This is a genomic window from Actinokineospora fastidiosa (genome assembly GCF_014648415.1).
GTDB classification, from domain to species: domain Bacteria; phylum Actinomycetota; class Actinomycetes; order Mycobacteriales; family Pseudonocardiaceae; genus Actinokineospora; species Actinokineospora fastidiosa.
On sequence record NZ_BMRB01000002.1, the window covers coordinates 34,441 to 51,064 of the forward strand.

General features: G+C 73.4%; 19 protein-coding genes and 3 pseudogenes. 10 read left to right on the forward strand and 12 right to left on the reverse strand.

Translation table 11 applies throughout. The annotated features are described in order from the left end of the window. Positions 1 to 10: 10 nt before the first annotated feature. Genes IEY98_RS10190 through IEY98_RS10200 form a run of 3 tightly spaced genes read left to right on the forward strand, consistent with a single transcriptional unit; the run spans position 11 to position 2,900 of the window. Positions 11 to 1,036, forward strand: a complete 1,026-nt coding sequence (locus IEY98_RS10190; protein WP_189210198.1) for a FecCD family ABC transporter permease — start codon at positions 11 to 13, stop codon at positions 1,034 to 1,036. Next, complete coding sequence (locus IEY98_RS10195; RefSeq protein WP_229786780.1) at positions 1,033 to 2,076, forward strand: FecCD family ABC transporter permease; 1,044 nt, start codon at positions 1,033 to 1,035, stop codon at positions 2,074 to 2,076. Before IEY98_RS10190 ends, IEY98_RS10195 begins: the two co-directional genes overlap by 4 nt. A gap of 14 nt (positions 2,077 to 2,090) precedes the next feature. Further along, positions 2,091 to 2,900, forward strand: a complete 810-nt coding sequence (locus IEY98_RS10200) for an ABC transporter ATP-binding protein (RefSeq protein ID WP_189210200.1) — start codon at positions 2,091 to 2,093, stop codon at positions 2,898 to 2,900. On the opposite strand, the gene IEY98_RS10205 is transcribed toward IEY98_RS10200, so the two are convergent. The 3 genes from IEY98_RS10205 to IEY98_RS10215 all read right to left on the reverse strand — a co-directional run bounded on the left by IEY98_RS10205 (position 2,880) and on the right by IEY98_RS10215 (position 5,197). Continuing rightward, a complete protein-coding gene (locus tag IEY98_RS10205; RefSeq protein ID WP_189210201.1) occupies positions 2,880 to 3,710 on the reverse strand; it encodes a siderophore-interacting protein in 831 nt (276 codons plus the stop codon). The two genes, IEY98_RS10200 and IEY98_RS10205, sit on opposite strands and share 21 nt — an antisense overlap. Positions 3,711 to 3,838: 128 nt before the next feature. Next, positions 3,839 to 4,276, reverse strand: a complete 438-nt coding sequence (locus IEY98_RS10210) for a CBS domain-containing protein (protein ID WP_189210202.1) — start codon at positions 4,274 to 4,276, stop codon at positions 3,839 to 3,841. An 84-nt stretch (positions 4,277 to 4,360) separates the two neighbouring features. Continuing rightward, positions 4,361 to 5,197 (reverse strand): NAD(P)-dependent oxidoreductase, encoded by an 837-nt coding sequence (locus tag IEY98_RS10215; protein ID WP_189210203.1) that lies wholly within the window; start codon positions 5,195 to 5,197, stop codon positions 4,361 to 4,363. Positions 5,198 to 5,257: 60 nt separating this feature from the next. Between IEY98_RS10215 and IEY98_RS33370 the strand changes: the two are divergent. Next, a pseudogene (locus tag IEY98_RS33370) lies at positions 5,258 to 5,395 on the forward strand (MerR family DNA-binding transcriptional regulator); the annotation flags it as partial. Here IEY98_RS33370 and IEY98_RS33375 read toward each other — a convergent pair. Both IEY98_RS33375 and IEY98_RS10225 read right to left on the reverse strand, forming a co-directional pair. Continuing rightward, positions 5,368 to 5,568, reverse strand: a complete 201-nt coding sequence (locus IEY98_RS33375; RefSeq protein WP_373292368.1) for a hypothetical protein — start codon at positions 5,566 to 5,568, stop codon at positions 5,368 to 5,370. The pseudogene IEY98_RS33370 and the gene IEY98_RS33375 sit on opposite strands and share 28 nt — an antisense overlap. Before the next feature lie 40 nt (positions 5,569 to 5,608). Further along, a complete protein-coding gene (locus IEY98_RS10225; protein ID WP_189210204.1) occupies positions 5,609 to 6,595 on the reverse strand; it encodes a helix-turn-helix transcriptional regulator in 987 nt (328 codons plus the stop codon). 83 nt (positions 6,596 to 6,678) lie between these two features. Here IEY98_RS10225 and IEY98_RS10230 point away from each other — a divergent pair, with 83 nt between their 5' ends. Beyond that, entirely contained in the window at positions 6,679 to 7,887 is a 1,209-nt protein-coding gene (locus IEY98_RS10230; protein WP_189210205.1) for an FAD-dependent oxidoreductase, read from the forward strand. A gap of 519 nt (positions 7,888 to 8,406) precedes the next feature. On the opposite strand, the pseudogene IEY98_RS10235 reads toward IEY98_RS10230, so the two are convergent. After that, a pseudogene (locus tag IEY98_RS10235) lies at positions 8,407 to 8,979 on the reverse strand (aromatic-ring hydroxylase C-terminal domain-containing protein); the annotation flags it as partial. Positions 8,980 to 9,024: 45 nt separating this feature from the next. Then, positions 9,025 to 9,126: pseudogene (locus IEY98_RS33270) on the reverse strand (FAD-dependent monooxygenase); the annotation flags it as partial. Between the two features lie 166 nt (positions 9,127 to 9,292). Here IEY98_RS33270 and IEY98_RS10240 point away from each other — a divergent pair. The 3 genes from IEY98_RS10240 (at position 9,293) to IEY98_RS10250 (ending at position 10,696) form a co-directional block, all read left to right on the forward strand. Further along, entirely contained in the window at positions 9,293 to 9,706 is a 414-nt protein-coding gene (locus tag IEY98_RS10240) for a VOC family protein (RefSeq protein ID WP_189210207.1), read from the forward strand. A gap of 101 nt (positions 9,707 to 9,807) precedes the next feature. Continuing rightward, the gene (locus IEY98_RS10245) at positions 9,808 to 10,248 is read left to right on the forward strand and encodes a hypothetical protein (protein WP_189210208.1); all 441 of its coding nucleotides are present in this window, start codon (positions 9,808 to 9,810) and stop codon (positions 10,246 to 10,248) included. A 10-nt stretch (positions 10,249 to 10,258) separates the two neighbouring features. Then, entirely contained in the window at positions 10,259 to 10,696 is a 438-nt protein-coding gene (locus tag IEY98_RS10250) for a hypothetical protein (RefSeq protein WP_189210209.1), read from the forward strand. 172 nt (positions 10,697 to 10,868) lie between these two features. Here IEY98_RS10250 and IEY98_RS10255 read toward each other — a convergent pair whose 3' ends face one another. From IEY98_RS10255 to IEY98_RS10265, 3 genes are all read right to left on the reverse strand, one after another. Continuing rightward, complete coding sequence (locus IEY98_RS10255) at positions 10,869 to 11,333, reverse strand: hypothetical protein (protein ID WP_189210210.1); 465 nt, start codon at positions 11,331 to 11,333, stop codon at positions 10,869 to 10,871. Between the two features lie 83 nt (positions 11,334 to 11,416). Beyond that, positions 11,417 to 12,574 carry an aminoglycoside phosphotransferase family protein gene (locus IEY98_RS10260; RefSeq protein WP_189210211.1) on the reverse strand — a complete coding sequence of 386 codons (1,158 nt, stop codon included), beginning with the start codon at positions 12,572 to 12,574 and terminating at the stop codon, positions 11,417 to 11,419. A 119-nt stretch (positions 12,575 to 12,693) separates the two neighbouring features. Continuing rightward, positions 12,694 to 13,389, reverse strand: a complete 696-nt coding sequence (locus IEY98_RS10265; RefSeq protein WP_189210212.1) for a hypothetical protein — start codon at positions 13,387 to 13,389, stop codon at positions 12,694 to 12,696. Between the two features lie 82 nt (positions 13,390 to 13,471). Between IEY98_RS10265 and IEY98_RS10270 the strand changes: the two genes are divergently transcribed. Then, on the forward strand, positions 13,472 to 14,581 hold the full coding sequence (locus tag IEY98_RS10270; protein WP_189210213.1) for a M24 family metallopeptidase: 1,110 nt from the start codon (positions 13,472 to 13,474) through the stop codon (positions 14,579 to 14,581). Further along, positions 14,578 to 15,027: an Lrp/AsnC family transcriptional regulator gene (locus tag IEY98_RS10275; RefSeq protein ID WP_189210214.1), complete on the forward strand. Its 450-nt coding sequence runs from the start codon at positions 14,578 to 14,580 to the stop codon at positions 15,025 to 15,027. The genes IEY98_RS10270 and IEY98_RS10275 overlap by 4 nt, the downstream gene beginning before the upstream one ends. Here IEY98_RS10275 and IEY98_RS10280 read toward each other — a convergent pair. Next, on the reverse strand, positions 15,013 to 15,456 hold the full coding sequence (locus tag IEY98_RS10280; protein ID WP_189210215.1) for a GNAT family N-acetyltransferase: 444 nt from the start codon (positions 15,454 to 15,456) through the stop codon (positions 15,013 to 15,015). The two genes, IEY98_RS10275 and IEY98_RS10280, sit on opposite strands and share 15 nt — an antisense overlap. Continuing rightward, the gene (locus IEY98_RS10285; protein WP_189210216.1) at positions 15,453 to 16,610 is read right to left on the reverse strand and encodes a DUF418 domain-containing protein; all 1,158 of its coding nucleotides are present in this window, start codon (positions 16,608 to 16,610) and stop codon (positions 15,453 to 15,455) included. Before IEY98_RS10285 ends, IEY98_RS10280 begins: the two co-directional genes overlap by 4 nt. Positions 16,611 to 16,624: the final 14 nt, after the last annotated feature.

Below are 16,624 nucleotides of genomic sequence, written 5' to 3' on the forward strand. Positions count from 1 at the left end.
GCTAACCGTCATGGCCGTCCAGTCCCCACCGGTCGAGCGCGCCCCCGCGGCGCGCTTCATCGGGCTGCTCGCCGCGCTGGGCGTGCTCGTGGTCGCCGTCGGCCTCAGCGTGTGGGTCGGCCTGAAGGACATCCCGTTCAGCACGGTGCTGTCCGCGCTGCTCGACGGGGACGGCAGCACCGCATCGGTCACCATCCGCGACGTGCGGCTGCCCCGCGCGCTGCTCGGCGTCCTCGTCGGCGCGGCGCTCGGCCTGGCGGGCGCGGTGATGCAGGCGCTCACCCGCAACCCGCTGGCCGACCCCGGCCTGCTCGGCGTCACCATGGGCGCCTCGACCGCCGTGGTGCTCGCGATCTCCGTCTTCGGGATCTCCAGCGTGCTCGGGCACGTCTGGTTCGGGCTCATCGGCGCCGCCCTGGCCTCGCTCATGGTGTACGCGCTGGGCGCGACCGGCAGGCAGGTCACCACGCCCGACCGGCTCGTGCTCGCCGGGGCCGCGGTCTCGGCGGTGCTGTTCACGGTCAACTCGGCGATCCTGCTGCTCGACCCGGCGGCGTTCAACCAGTTCCGGTTCTGGAACGTCGGCTCGCTGGCCGGGCGCGAGGTGGGCGTGCTGCCGGTCGTCGTGTGGTTCCTGGCGCCCGGGATCGTCCTCGCCGTGCTCATGGGCCGCGCGCTCAACGCGCTGGCCCTCGGCGACGCCGCCGGGCGCGGGCTCGGCGCGAACGTCGGCCGGATCCGGCTCGTCGGCGTGGCCGCGATCATGGTCCTGTGCGGCGCGGCCACCGCGGCCGTCGGCCCGCTGGTGTTCGTCGGGCTGGTCGTGCCGCTGGTGGCCCGGCTCATCGTCGGCGCCGACCAGCGGTGGGTGCTCGCCTACTCCGCGGTCCTCGCCCCGACGCTGCTGGTCGCCGCCGACATCGTCGGCAGGCTGGTCGTGCAGCCGGGGGAGCTGCAGGTGGGGATCGTGACCGCGGTGCTCGGCGCCCCGGTGTTCATCGCGCTGTGCCTGCGCAAGCGGGTGGGCCAGTGGTGACCGCGCGCGTCACGACCGGCGTCGTCGTCCGGGCGTTCGGCGTCAGCGTCCGCGTCGCCCCGCGCACGCTCGTCGTCGTCGCGGTGCTGGCCGCGCTCGCCGCGGTGGTCTCCGTGCTGTCGATGACCGTCGGCCAGGTCTCGCTCAGCCCCGGCGAGGTCGTCGCGGCGCTGTTCGGCGGCGGCACGCCCGTCTCGGAGATGGTCGTGCTCCGGCTGCGCCTGCCCCGCGCGCTCACCGGACTGCTCGCGGGCGCCGCGCTCGCCGTCAGCGGCGCGCTCCTGCAGAGCATCACCCGCAACGTCCTGGGCAGCCCGGACTTCATCGGCATCACCACCGGGTCGGCCACGGGCGCGCTCATCACGATCATCGTGCTCGGCGGCGGCATGCACCAGACCTCGCTCGGCGCGCTCGTCGGGGGACTGGCCACCGCCGCGGTGATGTACGCGCTGGTGCTGCGCCGCGGCCTGCAGGGCTTCCGGTTCGTGCTCGTCGGTGTCGGCGTCGCCGCGCTGCTGCTGGCGGTCAACTACTACCTGATCACCCGCGCCGACATCTACGACGCCGTCGCCGCGCAGGAGTGGCTGACCGGCAGCCTCAACCTGCGCACCTGGCCGCAGGTCATCGCCATCGCCGTGACCGTCGCGCTGCTGCTGCCGCTGGGCGCGCTGTGGTCGCGCAGGCTCACCGCGATGGAGATGGGCGACCCGATCGCGGGCGCGCTCGGCGTCCCCCTGGTCCCCACCCGGCTCGTGCTGATCGGCGCGGCGACCGGGCTCGCCGCCGTCGCCACCGCCGCCACCGGCCCGATCGCCTTCGTCGCGCTCGCCGCCCCCCAGCTCGCCCGCGCCGTGACCAGGGCCAACGGGCCCGCCGTGCTGACCTCCGCGCTCATGGGCGCGGTGCTGCTCGGCGCCAGCGACTTCGCCGTCCAGCGGATCTTCGGCACCGCCCAACTGCCCGTCGGCATCGTCACCAGCGCCGTCGGCGGGCTCTACCTGGCCTGGCTGCTCGCCGCGCGCTGGCGCGGCCGGACCTGACGAGGAGACCACCCGTGAGCCGACTGACCGCGGAGAACCTCACCCTGGCCTACGACCGCCGCGTCGTCGCCCGCGACCTGGACGTGGCCATCCCCGACGGCTCGTTCACCGTGATCATCGGCCCCAACGCGTGCGGCAAGTCCACGCTGCTCAACGCCTTCGCCCGGCTGCTCACCCCGACCGCTGGCCAGGTGCTGCTCGACGGCAGGATGATCTCCGGCTACCGGTCCAAGGAGGTCGCGCGCAAGCTCGGCCTGCTGCCGCAGTCCTCCACCGCGCCCGGCGGGATCACCGTCGGCGACCTCGTCGCCCGCGGCCGCTACCCGCACCAGAAGCTGCTGCGCCAGTGGTCGGCCGAGGACGAGGACATCGTGCGCGAGTCGATGGCCCGCACCGGCGTGCTCGACCTCGCCCACCGCGCGGTCGACGAGCTGTCCGGCGGGCAGCGCCAGCGGGTGTGGCTGGCGCTGGTGCTCGCCCAGCAGACCGACATTCTGCTGCTCGACGAGCCGACCACGTTCCTGGACATCGCGCACCAGTTCGAGGTGCTGGACCTGTGCGCCGACCTCAACGAGCGCGAGGGCCACACCCTGGTCGCCGTGCTGCACGACATCAACCAGGCCTGCCGCTACGCCACGCACCTCATCGCGCTGCGGCCCGGCGGGGTGGTCGCCGCGGCGGGGCGCCCGGCGGAGATCGTGGACGCCGACCTGATCGCCGACGTGTTCGGCATCCAGGCCAGGGTCATCGACGACCCGGAGACGGGCACGCCGATGATCGTGCCGGTCGCGCGGACGCGGGCGTCAGCCCCGAGCCTGGCCTAGCTTCCAGTAGCCGGAGAACAGCACCTGCCTGCGGTCCATGCCGCACTCGTGCAGCAGGTGCCTGCGCACGCGCGCCACCATCCCGGCCTCGCCGCACACCCAGGCGAACTCCGGGGCGGCGGGCGGGTTCGCGGTCAGCGCCTCGATCAGCCGGTCGCCGTGCTCGCCGTCGCGGCGCAGCAGGGTCGGCTGGACGGCGGCGGCGATGGGGGAGGGGCGGAAGTCCGGCCCGACCTCCAGGTAGACCCGCAGGTCGGGGGTCTCGGCGGGCAGGGACTCCAGGATCGCCGCGAGCGCGGGCAGCGCCGCCTCGTCGGCGACGAGCACCTGCGTGCCGGTCGGCGGCTGGTAGCCGGACCCGCCAGCGCGGAAGCCGACCTCGTCGCCCTGCCGGGCGCCCGCTGCCCAGCGGGTGCCGGGACCCGCGTGCTCGTGCAGCACGAAGTCGACGTCGATCTCGCAGACGGCGGGCCGGTGCGCGCGCACGGTGTACCAGCGCAGCTCGGGCCGCTCGTGCTCGCCGATCCGGTGCACGGCCTGGCGGGTGTTGAGCCTGCCCGGGTCCGGCATGACCAGGCCCGCGGCCGGGTGGGGGATGAGCAGGCCGAAGTACTCGTCCGGGCCGGTCACCGCGAAGTCGGCGAACTCCGGCGCGGTCAGCGTCACCCGGCGCTGGTGGGCGCTGAGGTCCTCGGTCCCGGCGACCCGCGCCCGGAACTGCACGGGCGTCTCCCGCCTGCGCGAGGGCGCGGTGACCAGGTTGTTGACCTTGTCGATGAGCTTCATCTGCAAGCGATCCACCCCGTACACGCGGTCTCCTCCCCCAGTAGGATTAGGTAAGCCTAACTTATCTCCTGCTCCTGCGGGTCCGGAACTGTGCTGTGCCCCACGACGAAGGCCGCCGGGACGCTGCCCGGCGGCCTTCGCGGATCGGGTCGTCAGTGCGGGGTGTACACCTTGCCCACGAACTCGGCGATCTTCTCGTCGCTGAGGTTCCGCGCGATCTCGGCCTCGCTGATGATGCCGACCAGGCGCATGCCCGCCTGGGTATCGATCACCGGCAGCCGCTTGATCTGGTGGCGCTCCATGGTGTCGAGCACCTCCTGGACGTCGGCGTCGGCGTCGATCCAACGCGGCGTGCCCTGGGCGAGCTCGCCCGCCCGCACGCGCCCGGGGTCACCGCCCTCGGCGATGCACCGCACGACGATGTCCCGGTCGGTGATCATCCCGCCGAGGCGGTCGTTGTCGCAGATCGGCAGGGCGCCGACGTCCAGCTCCCGCATCAGCTGCGCGGCTTCCCGCAGACTGCGGTCCGGCGGGATGCAGCGCACGTCCCGGTGCATGATGTCGCGTGCCTTGAGGTTCTTCGAGGTCATCTCCCGTCCTCCTCACGGTGGCCGGTCACGGCGACTCGGCCACGAACCAGGATGAGCCGACCGCCCGGCGCCAGCCACCGCACGCTAGAGCGCCGCGAGCCTGGCGAACCCGTCCGATCCGCGCCCGGCGTCGATCGCGCGCTGCACCTCGGCCCGCGCGGCGCTGAGCACGCCGTTGTCGAGGCCGTTCGCCCGGATGGTGCTCAGGACGTGGTCCATCGCCGCGGCCGCGGCGCTGATCGGGCCCCCGTCGCCGGGGAAGTCGCCCGCGGCCAGCTGCCCGGCGAGCTGGTCGATCATGTCGGGGAAGAAGCCGAGCAGCGCCTTGGCGTGCCCGGCCAGCTCGGTGGCGTCGATGTTCTCCGCCCTGGCCAGGGCGAACGCGTGCACCGCGCCGCTCATCGATGTCCACAGCAGGTCCTGCAGGGCCGCGTCGAACGCGGCGGCCCGGCCGGGGTCCTCGCCGACGTGGGTCGCGTTCTCGCCGAGCGCGGCCAGGGTCGGCCGGTGTGCGGCGTAGACCTCGTGCTGGCCGCTGTAGAACAGCGCCGCCTCCGGGCCGCCGATCGCCTCGGGCGGCGCCATGATCACGCCGTCGAGGTAGTCGGCGCCGTGGTCCGCCGCCCACGCGGCCAGCGCGCGGGCCTGCTGCGGGGAGCCGCCGCTGAGGTTCACCAGGGTGCGGCCCTTCAGCGTGTCGGTGTCGACGATCTCGCGCGCCACCTCGTAGTCGCGCACGCACACGATGACGAGCGGACTGGCGGCGATCGCGTCGGCTGCGGTGCGCGCCACGGCGGCGTCGAGGTCGTGGTCCTTTCCGGGAGTGCGGTTCCAGACGGTGGTGGGGTGCCGGGCGGCGACGAGGGCGGCGGCCAGGGCGTGTCCCATGGGGCCGAGTCCGAGGACGGTCACTGCGGTCATGCCGGGGAACCTAAACTCTGACATCGGTGTCAGAGTCAACTCGAAACCTCGGGGGCGGCCATGCGGATCGGTGAACTGGCCCGGCGCACGGGCGTCAGCGAGCGGTCGTTGCGCTACTACGAGACGCAAGGGCTGCTGACCCCGGAACGGCGTCCGAGCGGATACCGCGTCTACCGCGAGGCGGATGTGGCGGCGGTGCGGAGGATCCAGATCCTGCTGGCGGCCGGTCTGGGCACGACGCAGATCGCGGAGATGCTGCCGTGCGTCGTCGACGACGACGGCCTGCTGACCCCGGACTGCCCGGGGCTGGTCGACGCCCTGGTGCGCCACCGCGACCGCATCGACGCCGCGATCGCCGAACTGGAGTCCACCCGCGCCAACCTCGACGCGATCATCGCCAGGGAGCGCCGGTCAGGCGATGGTGATCCAGCGGCGCGCGAGCCGTCGGCAGGCCTCGACGAGCTCGGGCGGGCGGACGTCGGTGAGCTCGGTGTCGAACGTCGCGAGGATCCCGGCGACGCCCGCCCAGGACCAGGCGCCGAGCGTGAGCCTGCAGTGGTCGTCGTCAAGGTGCTCGACCACAGAGCCGCCCGGCGCCCAGCGGGCCACGACGTGGGCGGGCAGGGCGAGCCGGGCGGAGCCGGTGCACTCCCAGTCGGCGGGCGTGTCGCCGCGGTCGGGGCTGCTCATCACGAAGCGGGCGAGGTCGTCGTCGGGGAGCCTGCGGGCGGGGAAGCGCCGCGTCGTGGGGCGGGGGAGGAGCCGGTCGACCCGCAGCACGCGCCAGCGGGCGTCGGTGAGGTCGTAGGCGACGAGGTACCACCGCGCGGCCCAGACGACCAGGTGGTGGGGCTCGACGTGGTGCGCGGGCCGGAAATCGGGCTCGCCCGGTTCGGCGCGGGTGCCGTCGGGCCGCAGCGTCTCGGCGACGAGTAGGCAGCGCTGGCGCACCGCCGCCCCGACGGCGGTCAGTGCGGCCGGGTCGATGGGCGGGCCCGGGAACTCCCAGTAGTTGCGCAGCCGGGTCAGGCGCAGGGACTCCATGGCGGCGCGCAGCGTGGGCGGCATGACCTGGTGCAGGGTGGCCAGCGCCCGCGCGGCGTCGTCGGCGAGGCCGAACATCGTGCTGGGCGCGGTCTGCAGGGCCACCGCGACCGCGAGCGCCTGGTCGTGGTCGAACAGCAGCGGCGGCAGGGTGTGCCCGGGTCCTAGCTGGTAGCCGCCGTCGGGGCCGTGGATGGTGGAGATCGGGTAGTCGAGCCCGCGCAGGGTCTCGATGTCGCGGCGGACGGTGCGCTCGCTGGCCCCGAGCCGGTCCGCCAGTTCCCGCAACGGCCACCGCCGCCCTGATCCGAGCAGGGACAGCAGTCGCAACGCCCGCTGTGAAGTGTTCGCCACGGTCCCATCATGGCCGGTACTGGCCACTCGATGTCCAGTACCGCTGACAGGGTCGGTCCCAGTCGAGCGAAGGGACGGTCGGTATGCGGGTGGTCGTGGTCGGTGGGGGGATCGGCGGGCTCGCCCTGGGGGCGGGGCTGCGGCGGCGGGGGTTCGAGGTGGCGGTGTTCGACCGCGACACGGACGTCACGGCGACCGGCGGCTACCACATCACCCTGGACGAACGGGCGCAGTCAGCGCTGAGCGAGCTGGTGGAACCCCGGATCATGCGGCGGCTGCTGGCCTCGGCCTCGGCCCTGCGCCTCCGCGAGCGGGACGCGTTCTGGGACCGGCGCGGCAGGCTGCTCGGCCACGGCCCGGACCTCAGCGGCAGCCGCAGCGTGGACGTCGACCGGATCACCCTGCGCATGCTGCTCGCCGAAGCGGTCGGCGACGACCTGCACCTGGGCTGCCGGGTGTCCGCGGTCGGCTATGACGACGACGGCGCGCCGCAGGTGCTCTTCGCCGACCGCGAGCCGGTCTCCGCGGACCTGGTGGTGGGCGCGGACGGCGTTCATTCGGTGGTCGCCCGGCATCTGGCAGGCGGCCCGACCAACCGTCCCGCGGGCATCATCGGTTTCTCCGGCCGCACCCTCCGCCGGGACCTGAGCGCGGCCGAACGGCAGCGCCTGCGCCCCCGATCGAGCCTGGCCGTAGGCCCGCACGGCGCGGCCCTCTACATCGGCTACCTCGACCCCACCGGCAACGCCGCACTGGACGCCCCCGAGCTGCGGATGTCGATGACCACCGAACCCACCTACATCTGGGGCGCCATGTTCCCCGCCCCCGACGCCCCATCCGGCGACGATCTGCAGGCCGCGCTGCTGGCGAAGTTCCAGGAGCGCGGCTGGTCCGCCCACACCCTCGAGGTCATCACCCGCGCCGCCCCGGACAGCGTCGCCCGATACCGCTTCAACGCCGCCTCCACCCGAGCCCACGACCTCGCCCCCTGGCCACCGGGAAGAATCACCGCCCTCGGCGACGCCGTCCACGCCACCCCGCCCACCGCCGGAATGGGCGCTGGCGCCGCCATCCGAGACGCCGCCAGCCTGCTCGACCACCTCAGCGAGAGCCCCACCATCACCGAGGCCGTCGGCGGCTTCGAGGCGGAGATGCGCCAGCGCGGCAGCGAAGTCCTCACCCTCGCCATGAAGACCGTCCGCCTCATCCTGGCCACCAACACCCCACTCGGCGCCGCGGCCACCGCCCTGACCACCCCGCTCCTGGCCGCGACCGCCCGCCTCCGCCGCTGACGAGTGGCCCAGAGGCCGACACCCCTCGCCCACAGCGAAGGCGGCGGTGAACTCCCCGTCGCCGATAGCGCGCTCGCTCGCGGGCCGTGAACGCCCGCACACCAGCCGAGGCCACGGCTGAACGGCGCCGAACGACCACCTCAGGGCCCCTCGTCTCGCACTCTCTACTCCACTCCCCCCGAATTTACCTCTTTACTATGCACTATCAAGATAACCAAGAGGGCCTATCCAGCCAGCGGCACACCAGTATCACTGCGACCTGACCGAAGGTGGGGTGACCCAAACCCGCCCAGAAGGAGAGCGGCGAGAGGTGGCAACCTTCCTGTGTCCAATTGGGTGAGATGGTCACGGAGGACCCACTCGGCAGGGATGCTCCTTTTCGGGGAGCGGCTGGAAGCGCATGCCCGGCGACGGCCACGCCGACTACATCTAGCACCGGTTGGCTAGGCGACTGGTACAACTGCACGCCGTGGTCGAAGGGCGCCCTCCCGAGACTCCGATCCGGGAGGGCGCGTGTCCTCAGTGGGCGGTGCCGAACCAGCGGGATAGGTGCGTGTGCAGGTCGTCCTGTTCTTCGCCTACCCACGCCACGTGGCCGTCGGGGCGGAGGAGGACGGCGGGGGCGTCGAGTTCCTCGCTGGCGTCGACGACGTGGTCGACTCGGTCGGACCAGCCTGCGGTGGAGAGTGTGGCGGTTTGGTCGAGCAGGAGGCCGCGGCCGCGGTGCATCAGCTCGTACAGGCGGCCCCGCTTCAGCGGCACGTCCCGCAGGCGTGTGCCGAGGAGGGGGTGGCCGTCGCCGAGGTCGTAGCGGATGGCGGTGGCGGTGATCTTCTCGGTGAGGCGGCGGTTGACCTCGGGGAGGTCCATCAGCTCCGACAGGAGCCTGCGCACGGCCTGCGGGCCCGGCTCAGGGGAGAGCAGCTGCATCTGGGCGCGGGTGTTGTCCAGGACGTCGGCGGCCACGGGGTGGCGTTCGCTGTGGTAGGTGTCCAGCAGGCCCTCGGGCGCCCAGCCCGCGATCTGAGCGGCCAGTTTCCAGCCGAGGTTGACCGCGTCCTGGATGCCGAGGTTGAGGCCCTGTCCGCCGAGCGAGCGGACGAATGTGCCCGGCGCCGGGTCCTTCTCCACCACGACCACGCGTACGCCGTGCAGGCGCAGTTCGCAGGCCAGCATCATGCCGGTCGGTCCGCCGCCTGCGATGACCACGTCGATCACGTAACCCCCGTTTGTTTCCATGAAATCGAATTCGGACGCAGAGTGTGCGGGACGGCCCCGGTCTTGCCGCAAGTCCCCCGGTGCGCTATAAGTTGGAGGTGGCAAGGAGTGGTTTATCTCCTTGCCTTTTTGTTTTCGTGGGCTGGACGGAGAACGAGGACATGCTGAGTGACATGGGGGTGCGGGCGTGAACTGGACGCTGGAGGTGATCGTCGTCCCGGTGTCGGATGTGGACCGGTCGAAGCGGTTCTACGCCGAGGTGCTGGGTTTCGCGGTCGACCACGACACCGAGGTCGGCGGCGGGCGGCGGATCGTGCAGCTGACGCCGCCGGGGTCGGGGTGCTCGGTGGTGATCTCCGACGCGCTGTCGGAGATGGCGCCCGGGTCGCTCAAGGGCGTGCAGCTGGTGGTGAATGACGTGCGCGCGGCGCGCGAGCAGTTGCTGTCGCGGGGGTTCGACCCGGGGGAGGTCGTGTTCGTGGGCCGGGAGGGGATGCGTCCGGCCACCGAGGAGGACGACCTGAACAACCAGGGGTTCCTGTTCTTCGCCGATCCGGACGGCAACGGCTGGGCCGTGCAGCAGATCACCGCTCGGCCGTGATCCCGAGGGGGTGGTGACGCGCTGCTCCGAACGGCCCAACCTCCGTTTTGCCGGTCGGGGCCAGTGGTAGCCATCGGGCAAGCGACCTTGAAGGAGATCCGATGTCCACTGGAGCGATCATCGGCATCGTCGTCGCCGCGGTTGTCGTGCTCGGCCTGTTGGTGCTGGCGGCGGTCGTGCTGCGGCGCAGGCGGTCCGGTTTGGCGTTGCGCCCGTTGGAACCGAGGGCGCGGGAGCAGTTCAGCAGGCGGTGGGCGCGGGCGCAGGAGCAGTTCGTCGACCGTCCGGACGCCGCGTTGGCCGAGGCCGAGCGGATCGTCACCGACGTGATGACCGAGCGCGGCTACCCGGCGATCGCCGACCACGACCGCCGCGAGGCCGATCTGCCCCGCGGCGACCGTGAGCACTACCGCGCCGCCCACTCCGTCCTGGAGCGCGTGCCCAACGGCGCGTCCACTGAGGACATGCGGGCGGCCATGGTCCGGTACCGCAGCCTGTTCCAGGACCTGATCGGCGACGACCGCGCCAAGGCGAGCCACTGAGGAGGACAGCATGCGTTCCACCGACCACCGCCGCGGCGTCGAGGACTGGCAGGGCGGGCCCGACGGCCATCCGACCCCGGACGACGCGGGCACCCCGTCCCGTCACCCGGAGGCACGGCGCCCGGAGGCCCGTCGTCCGGAGGCACGGCACGGCGAGCAGTCCACCGCGGATGAGCGGACGGCGGCGATCCCGACCCGGCGCGACGGTGTCTTCACCGCGCAGGAGGCCGACGGTTACCGCGACCGCTGGCACCGGGTGCAGGGCGCCTTCGTCGACAACCCGTCGGTCGCGGTGGAGGAGGCGGACAAGTTGGTCGTCGACGCCATCCGCACGCTCTCGGAGCACAAGCGCTCCTTGGAGCGCTGGCGTGAGGGCGCGGAGACCGAGGAACTGCGTCAGGCCCTCCAGGGCTACCGGTCCTTCCTGGACCGGCTGCTGAAGGTCTGACCGCAAGGCCCAGTGGGGAGTCCCGCCATCGCGGCGGGGCTCCCCACTGTCGTCCGCCCGGCCTCGGTTCCGGTGGCCGGGCAATCGCTTTCCGCTGCTGCCACCGTCCAGGACGGACTCATCGGTGGGATGATCCACTGATGTCGTCCGGGCCCCGCCGGGGGCTGTGGGCTCAGTCGTGGGGGCTGTCGGCGCTGGTGTCGGCTTGCCAGGGGCTGTCGGCCGAGTCCACCGGGGGCGCGGGGCGGCGGGCCGGGCTGTCGGCGGATTCCACCTTCGGGCGGACCACCCGCGTCGCCGGGCTGTCGGCCGAGTCGAGGCCGGACCCGCCGGACGGGGAGGTACGAGCGGTCGGGGAGGCGTCGGAGTCCGTGGATTCCGGCGAATCGTTCACGGACGGGGTGGGGGAGTCGGCCGATTCCGGGGACGGGTCGCTTCGGTCGGGGGTGTTCGCCGAGTCGGCGGGAGAGGCGGTCGGGGAGTCGGCGGATTCGGGGGAGGCGTCGGCCAGTTCGATCGCGCCCACCGGTTCCCTGTCGTGCGCCTCTCCGGCGTCGGCGAGGGCGACGGCGGTCGTGCCGAATCCGGCGAGCGCGAGTGTCGCGGTGGCTACCAGCCAAGGGCGCCGCATCGTCATGGTTGATCCCTTCCTGTTCTGTCGGACATCTCAAGCCTCGTGGGCGTGGATGAGTGGGGGCCGAGTGCGGCGTGAGGGTTTCCTCATGACCATTCGACCCACTGCTGGGCCAGTCGCAGGCGGGCGCGGGTGTTCTCGCGCCATCGTGGTTCCTGGACGCGGTGGGGTCCGGTGGCCAGTGACAGCACGACGGCGGCGGTGCGGCGGCGCAGGGCCGAGGGGCACAGGTCGCGTTCGAGGCGTTCCTGCAGTCGGGTGCCCGTGGCGGTGATGGCGGGTGCGCGGTCGGGGCGGAGTTGGGCGAGGACGGCGAGGTGGCCGAGCAGGCAGGCGGCGTCGTCGAGGCGTTCGCCCTGTCCGGTGGTGTCGAGGTCGAGCAGGCCGGTGGGCAGGCCGGACTCGACCATGAGCTGGGCTTCGTAGAAGTCGCCGTGGACGGGGACGGTGGGGCCTTCCGGGCTGGGGTGGTCGACGGCGGTGGCCAGGTCGGTGGCCCAGGCGCCGAGTTCCGGGGCGATGCCCGCGATGACGCGCGCGTAGTGCGGGGCCTTGCGTCCCCAGGTGTCGCGGTGTTCGGGGATGTGGGGGAGCCGGTCGAGCAGGGTGATGACCGCGTCGGGGTCGAGGTGGGGTTCGCCGGGGGCCAGGAGGGTCTCGCGGAGGGTGCGGCCGGGGAGGGCGGTCAGCACCACCAGGCCGTCGTCGGTCCAGCCGAGGGAGCGCGGGGCCGGGCAGTCGTGGGCGGCGCGGTGGCGGGCGTGCAGGGGTTGGGCGCGGGTGGGTCGCACGACCTTGACGAACACGGTGCCGCCGGTCGTCTGCGCCTGGATGACGGCGCGGCGGCGTGGTCGGTAGGCGCGGAGTCGGATCGTGGCGGGTGTGCCGTCGCCGACGCCGAGGTCGGCGGCGAGTCGTCCGATGCGGTGGGGGTCGGTGGCGTGGGGGAGGCCGGGCAGGTCGGGGTCGTGGGGGAAGCGCCAGAGGCCGATCTCGGTGTCGCCGTCGCGGAGGCGGGCGGTGGCGGCGGGGAGGTCGCCGTGGCAGGCGCCGAGGGTCTCGGTGGTCTCGGCGCCGTCGGCCCAGCGGACGCGGGCCCGGTAGGCGACGGTGGTGCCGGTGCCGGGTTGGTGGTCGACCTGGCGTGGGGTCCAGCGGAGGAGTTCGCCGCCTGCGGCGGCGAGTGCGGCGGCCAGGGGGTCGGCCGCGTCCGGTCCGGTCAGCAGTCGGAGCCCGTCGTTCATGGGGTCAGGGTCGTCGGGGGGTGTGAGGGGTGGCTGAAGGGCGGATGAGCGCGGCTTCATGTCTCAACCTCTACTTGAGGTTGACCCTCAAGTAGAGGTTGAGCATTGTCGTTGACCTGCTATAACCGTGTGCCGGTGAAGGTGGCGGTGAACTCCGCCGGCGGCGCCGCCAGACACGGCCCGCGCGCGGTGACGGATCCCGTCACGGCCCCGCCGGCCCCGAAGCGCACCTCCATGCGCCCCTCGGACACCGGGTGCAGGCACTCCAGGGGCCCGATGAAGGCGTTGAGCCCGGTGACCGCCGGGTCGGCATCGACGGTGACCGTCGCCCCCGCGGCGCTCGTGCGGGCGAGGTCGGTGTCGGCCAGGCCGACGTTCGGGAAGCAGCCGGTGTTGCTGCCGAACCACACCGCCCCGGCCTCCGGGGTGGCGAGCGGGAAGCCGGCGGCCAGGCAGACGTCGAGCGCGTTGACGCCGTTGGGTGTGCCGGTCTCGGTGATGGTGCCGGTGACGGAGAGCTGCGCGGGCCGTTCGACGGGCTGCCCGTCGAGGGTTCCGGTCAGCGTCACCGCGTATTCGCCGAGCTGGATGTCGGGTTGGACGGCGGCGCTGGTCGTGGTCGGCGGGGCGCTGACCGTGGCGCGTGCGGTCGTGCTCGGCGGCGGTGGGGCGGTCGTGGTCGGGGCGGCGCTGGTGGGGGCGGTGGTCGTGGTGGTGGGCGCGGGTGTGGCGCGCGCCACGGGCGCGCCCGGTTCGGGGCGCGCGCACGCGGTCAGCGCGGCGATCAGGGCGGTGAGGACGACGAGACGGGCCATCACAGGCGGCGTCGCCCGCTTCGGCGCCGGTGTTACCGCGTCGCGGCGGTGGGGCGGGGCGGTGGGCCGATAGGCTGATCGCATGGCGAGCACGGACCAGGACATCGCGCGGACGCGGCTGGATCGAGCCCGGCGGGCGGCGGTGGCCGCCGGGGTGGACGCGCTGGTCGTCGCCCCCGGCGCGGACCTGCGGTACCTGATCGGGCAGGCCGGGCATTCCTTCGAGCGGCTCACGGCGCTGCTGGTGCCCGCCGATGGCGAGCCGGTGCTGGTGGTGCCCAAGCTGGAGGCCCCGGGCTTCGGCCCGCTGGGCGGGCTGGGCGTACGCGTGGCGACCTGGGTGGACGGTGAGGACCCGTACCGGCTGGCCGCGGAGGTCGTCGCGGGCGCGGGCCGGGTGGCCGTCGGCGACATGCTGCCCGCGCTGCACGTGCTGGGCCTGCGGGCGGCGCTGCCGGGCACCGAGCAGGTGCTGGCCGGGCCGGTGCTCAGCGGGCTGCGGATGCGCAAGGACGCCGCGGAGGTCGCGGCGTTGCGCGCGGCGGGCGAGGCGATCGACCGGGTGCACGCGCGGATGGGCGAGTGGCTGCGGCCGGGGCGCACGGAGGCGCAGGTGGCCGCGGACATCGCCGAGGCGATCGTGGCCGAGGGGCACACCAGGGCGGACTTCGTGATCGTGGGGTCCGGGCCGAACGGGGCGAGCCCGCACCACGAGGTGTCGGATCGGGTGATCGAGGCCGGGGACGTGGTGGTGGTCGACATCGGCGGGCCGACGCCGGAGGGCTACTGCTCGGACAGCACGCGCACCTACAGCCTGGGCGAGCCCAGGGAGCCCGACGTCGCCGAGGCGTACGCGGCGCTGGAGGCGGCGCAGGCGGCTGCGGTGGCCGCGGTGCGGCCGGGGGTGAGCGCGGAGTCGGTGGACGCCGCGGCGCGGCAGGTGCTGGCGGAGGCGGGGCTGGCGGAGTTCTTCATCCACCGCACCGGGCACGGCATCGGCCTGGACGTGCACGAGCACCCGTACATCGTGGCCGGGAACGGGCTGGTGCTGGAGCCGGGGATGGCCTTCAGCGTGGAGCCGGGGGTGTACCTGCCGGGGCGGTGGGGCGCGCGGATCGAGGACATCGTGGTGGTCACCGAGGACGGGGTGGCGGCGTTGAACAACCGCCCGCACGGGCTGGCGGTGCTGTGACCGAGTTGGAGCCCATCGACGCGGCGATCGTGCGGGTGCTGTCCGACGATGGGCGCTGCAGTTTCACCGACCTCGCCGAGCGGGTGGGGTTGAGCGTGTCGGCGGTGCACCAGCGGGTGCGCAGGCTCGAGCAGCGCGGCGTGGTGCGCGGGTACGCCGCGCGGCTGGACAGCGAGGCGATCGGGCTGCCGCTGACGGCGCTGATCTCGCTGACGCCGATCGATCCGGCCGCGCCGGACGACTACCCGCAGCGGCTGGAGCACATCCCGGAGATCGAGTCGTGCTACTCGGTGGCCGGGGACGAGTCGTACGTGCTGCTGGTGCGGGTGGCGGGGCCGACGGCGCTGGAGGACCTGCTGCGCAAGATCCGCGAGTCGGCGAAGGTGTCCACGCGCACGACGGTGGTGCTGTCGACCCCGTACGAGGGGCGTTCACCCGCGCTCTAGCCGGAAGGTGACCACGGTCAGCCCTGGTTCGGGCTGGAACTGGCCGGTGCGGGTGAAGCCGTGGCGCTCGTAGAGGGTGATGGCGGGGGTGTTGGCGGCCACGGTCGAGACGGTGACCGGCCCGCTGGTGCGGGCGAGCAGCGCGGTGAGCAGCGTGGTGGCCAGGCCGCGGCGGAAGTGGTCGGGGTGCACGCACAGCCGGTCGATGTCGACGACCTCGTCCTCGACGGTCCAGGCGATGATCGCGTCCGGGGCGCCGACGCCGAGCCAGCGCAGCGGCAGGGCGCGCAGTTCGGCGAGGGTCTCGCGCAGCGCGGGGATGGCGTCGGAGCCGATGAGGTCGGCCTCGACGCGGTAGGCCGCCCGCACCACCTCGTGGGCGGTGCGGGCGGTGGTGTCGTCGGTCAGGTCGAGTTCGCGCGCGGTCACACGGTGGTTTCTACCCGCCTCCGCTGCGGGGCCAGGTACAGGCGGTGCCAGACGGTCTCGATGGGGCCGCGTTCGAAGCGGCGCGTCCACCCGGCGGCCCCGGCCATGAGCAGCGCGGTGACGGTGAGCCACGCGCCCGCGGTGAGCCAGGGGCCGTGGTGGCCGAACCGGTCGGCCAGGCCGAGGCCCCAGTCGTAGCAGAGGGCCGAGGCGATGAGGTTCTGCAGGATGTAGCAGCTCATCGCGCAGCGTCCGACGGCGGTGAGCCCGGCGCGCAGCGGCCCCGGCCGGGGGCGCATGCGGTGCACGACGGCGGTGATCGCGCCGAGCAGGCCGAAGGCGACCAGCGGCGCGCACAGGTAGCGGTCGACGAGGAACCACGACGGCCCGGCGAGGGCGGCCAGGAAGTTCAGCGGCACGCCGACACCGATGCCCCAGCCGATGAGGCGGGCGCGCAGCGCGGCGCCGCGGGCGGTGTCGGTGAGCGCCCCCGCCCGCCACAGCAGCACCCCGGCCAGGAACAGCACGGTGGACAGCGGCAGCACGAACAGCCCTTCCGCGCGCAGCGCCACCCAGTGCTCCAGGCGCATGGCGACCTGCCCGGTCCAGGTGTCGGGGGCGGGCAGCCCGCCGCCGCCGACGGCGCCGCCCGTGGCGGCCATCGCGGCGGTCAGCAGCGCGACCGCGGCGACGTGCAGGGCGCCCGCGGTGATCATCCAGGCGCGGATCGTCCGCTCGGAGCGGGCGGCGAGGTAGGCGACGATGACCGAGACGACGGCGTAGAAGGCGAGCACGTCGCCCTCGAAGACCAGCACGTAGTGCAGGACACCCTCGGCGAACAGCAGGGCGGCCCGCCACAGGTACCAGCCGGGCCAGCGGGCGCCGCGGCGGCGGGCGGAGCCGAGCTGGATGGCGATGCCGATGCCGAACATGATCGACAGCAGGCCGAGGAACTTGCCGTTGCTGATCGTGCGCAGGACGGTCTCGCCGGTGCCCGCGGTGGCGGTGTCGGCGAGGAACCCGGCGAACCCGCCGGGGTTGGTGAAGATCCAGACGTTGTGCCCAGCGTGCCGAGGATCGCCACCCCGCGCAGCGTGTCCAGGGCGGTGACGCGTGTGCTCACGAAAGTTCTCCCCCTTCTCCCTGGCGAGCACGCTAGGGGCGGGCG